The sequence below is a fragment of the Synechococcus sp. WC10meta genome, from assembly GCF_047461475.1.
Genome location: NZ_JANSHF010000035.1, coordinates 1 through 2,674, shown reverse-complemented (window position 1 = coordinate 2,674; position 2,674 = coordinate 1). Strand labels below are relative to the sequence as shown.

Genomic DNA, 2,674 nt, shown 5'->3' with positions numbered 1-2,674 from the left:
GATCCCCAGATTTATGGAAGTGTGGATCAATCTCTTCGCTCGGCTGGAGTTCGCTCTAATGTCAATCTCTACCCTGGCTACAGCCCAGGGAAGGTGGAGGAGATTGCCCAGCAAGAGGATTGTCGCTGGTCTCTGATTTTCATCGATGGGAATCATGACTCACCAGCCACCTTGCAGGATGCTCAAGTGGCAGAGCGCTATGCTGCTGAGGATGCCTTGATTCTGTTTCATGATCTAGCCTCGCCGGATGTGGCTGAAGGTTTGAATTACTTGAGAGACAGGGGCTGGAACACGATGATTTACCAGACCATGCAAATTATGGGAGTGGCCTGGCGAGGCAATGTCAAGCCCGTTGAGCATATTCCAGACCCTGCTGTGAATTGGACATTGCCAGAGCACCTCAAGGACTATCCGGTCTGTAACCTTGAGTTGTCTAGGGTGCTAGAGAAAGTTAAATCTTTTACCTTGCTGGGCTTTGAGCGTCTTTGGAGCCTTTATTCACTGGCTAAGCAGGTTTGTGAAGAAGACATTCCTGGGAACTTTGTAGAATGTGGTGTTTGCAGGGGTGGAAGCTCAGCTTTGCTGGCCTGGGTGATTAAGAACTACAGCCGTCGACCTCGCAGGCTATATGCTTTCGATACCTTCTCAGGTATGCCTGATCCAACAGAGGTGGATCGAGATTATCGAGAAGTTGGTGCCAACGATACGGGTTTTGGATCCGGTGCTTTAGCGGCACCCATTTCGGAGAACTTAGAGGTGATTGCCAGGGAACTGGGGGTCTGGGATCTCATTGTTCCTGTGCCGGGGCTGTTTGCCGACACCTTGCCTACCTATCGAGAGCAAGTGGGTGAGATTGCTCTGCTGCATGCAGATGCTGACTGGTATCAGTCGACGATGGATATTTTCCGTCATCTCTACCATCAAGTTAATCCCAGGGGGTTCATCCAGGTTGATGACTATCAAGACTGGCAAGGGTGTGCAAAGGCTGTCCATGACTTTGAGCAGGAGCTTGGAGTTTTCTTCCGGCTGCACAGTGTAGCTGAGCCATATGGCTGGAAGCCAGATAGCCTAGAGGTTCAGGGTTGGCCTAGTGCTGTATGGTTAAGTCCCTCTGAGAACTGGCCGGTAATCACAGATGGTTTGATACAAACCTTCAAACCAGAAGGGATCCGTCTAAGCAAGATTAACGTGGGTCTTTTCCCCTACTGGGAGATGGAGACAGAGCAGCTTGTGCAAGAGTTGGAGGTTCTGTTGGAGTCAATTCTACGTAGCCCCAACCCAGAAGACTATGCCCTGATCTTCCTGGGAGACCCGGATCCGAAATTAGCCAATCAGACTCTGGAGATAGCTGCGGGCAACGTAGTTCTCAAGCTCATGGAAGTAGGGCTGGAGCTAGGCAGAGATCCATTCTCTTCTGTAGTGGCTGGGTTGAACCCCCATCAATGGGAGAGGCTGATTCCCCAACTCAACTATCGCTATCCCCTAAAGCGCGAGCGTTTTCCGAAGGGGTTACGGCCCGCTATTCAGAAGCTGCCCGTGTTGGTACTAACCTTCTAGGGATCCACCTTGTTGTCTTGAGTTGCTTGGTTGGTTGCCTACAGGACGTCTGGATCCACCCCTAGCTCCCGCAACTTCTGGGCCAGGTGCTCTGCTCTCTGCTGTTCTTGTTTAGCCCGCTGCCGCTCTTGCTCAGCCCGTTGGCGTTCGATTTTCTCTGCTTCCTCAGGAGTAGGCACCAGCTCACCATTGGGGAAGAAGTACTGAAGCTGCTGGTTGTGAATCCCCAGGTACAATCCCAGCACCCCGCTCCACCGCCACCCCTCCTTTGTGAGCGGAATCTCCTCGTATTTCTCCCCCCTTAGCTGCAAACCCATGAACTCCAGGGTCTCAGGAGAAAAATAGAAGTACTCTGGAGTTCTGAAAATCCTCTGGTACAGCTCCCGCTTCTCCTCTCGATCCACTTTGGCTGTGGACTCGGAGAGCAGCTCAACAATCAAGTCTGGATATTTCCCCCCTTCTTCCCACACCACCCAAGAAGGGCGGGGGCGGTTTTCTACCCCTTTGACCAAAAACAGATCTGGGCCGTGGAAGTCTTTGGTTTTGAGTTGGTCGCGGCTGTAGTAAACGGTAAGGTTCTAAGACAGGAAGTAGTCGTTGCGATCCTGCCAGATGCGGGTGAGGCAGCTCACCAGAATTAGAAGCTGCAAGGCGTGGAGAGAGTGTTCCATTTCGGGCTCATCGCTGAGCAGCCCCTGGGCCGAAGGCATGAGCTCTGCCAGTTGCTCGCGGGTGAGGGGAGTGATTTCCTGCAGTTTCTCTTGGGCTAGCATCTTTGCGTTGGGGGCAAGCAAGTGAATTAGCCATCGGCAGGGATCCCCATCTATGTCCCACTGCTCTGCTCCAGCTTAGCCACGCGGGCTTCTAGCTTGCGCAGGGCGCGCTGCAGCTCGGGCAAATGCCGATGAACGGCCATGCTCTTGCGCCATTCGGCAATAGGCTGATGGGGGTAGCCGGCCACGGTTTGACCAGCGGGGACGTCGCTGGTTACTCCTGTCTGGGCAGCCACGCGCACGCCATCGCCAATGTGCAGGTGCCCGGCCAGGCCGCATTGCCCAGCCAAGATGACGCGGTGGCCCAATTGGGTGCTGCCGGCAATGCCCACCTGAGCCACGAT

At 53.9% G+C, this 2,674-nt stretch carries 2 protein-coding genes and 2 pseudogenes; 1 reads left to right on the top strand and 3 read right to left on the bottom strand.

Going from position 1 to position 2,674, the window contains the following annotated elements:
- On the top strand, positions 1-1,557 hold a 1,557-nt coding region (locus tag NW804_RS10310; RefSeq protein WP_414423485.1), incomplete at its 5' end, for a class I SAM-dependent methyltransferase.
- Positions 1,558-1,595: 38 nt separating this feature from the next.
- Here the strand turns inward: NW804_RS10310 and NW804_RS10305 are convergent.
- From NW804_RS10305 to NW804_RS10295, 3 genes and pseudogenes are all read right to left on the bottom strand, one after another.
- A pseudogene (locus NW804_RS10305) lies at positions 1,596-2,093 on the bottom strand (Uma2 family endonuclease); the annotation flags it as partial.
- A gap of 42 nt (positions 2,094-2,135) precedes the next feature.
- Positions 2,136-2,330 carry a hypothetical protein gene (locus NW804_RS10300; RefSeq protein WP_414423484.1) on the bottom strand — a complete coding sequence of 65 codons (195 nt, stop codon included), beginning with the start codon at positions 2,328-2,330 and terminating at the stop codon, positions 2,136-2,138.
- A gap of 50 nt (positions 2,331-2,380) precedes the next feature.
- Positions 2,381-2,674 (bottom strand): annotated as a pseudogene (locus NW804_RS10295) (UDP-3-O-(3-hydroxymyristoyl)glucosamine N-acyltransferase); the annotation flags it as partial.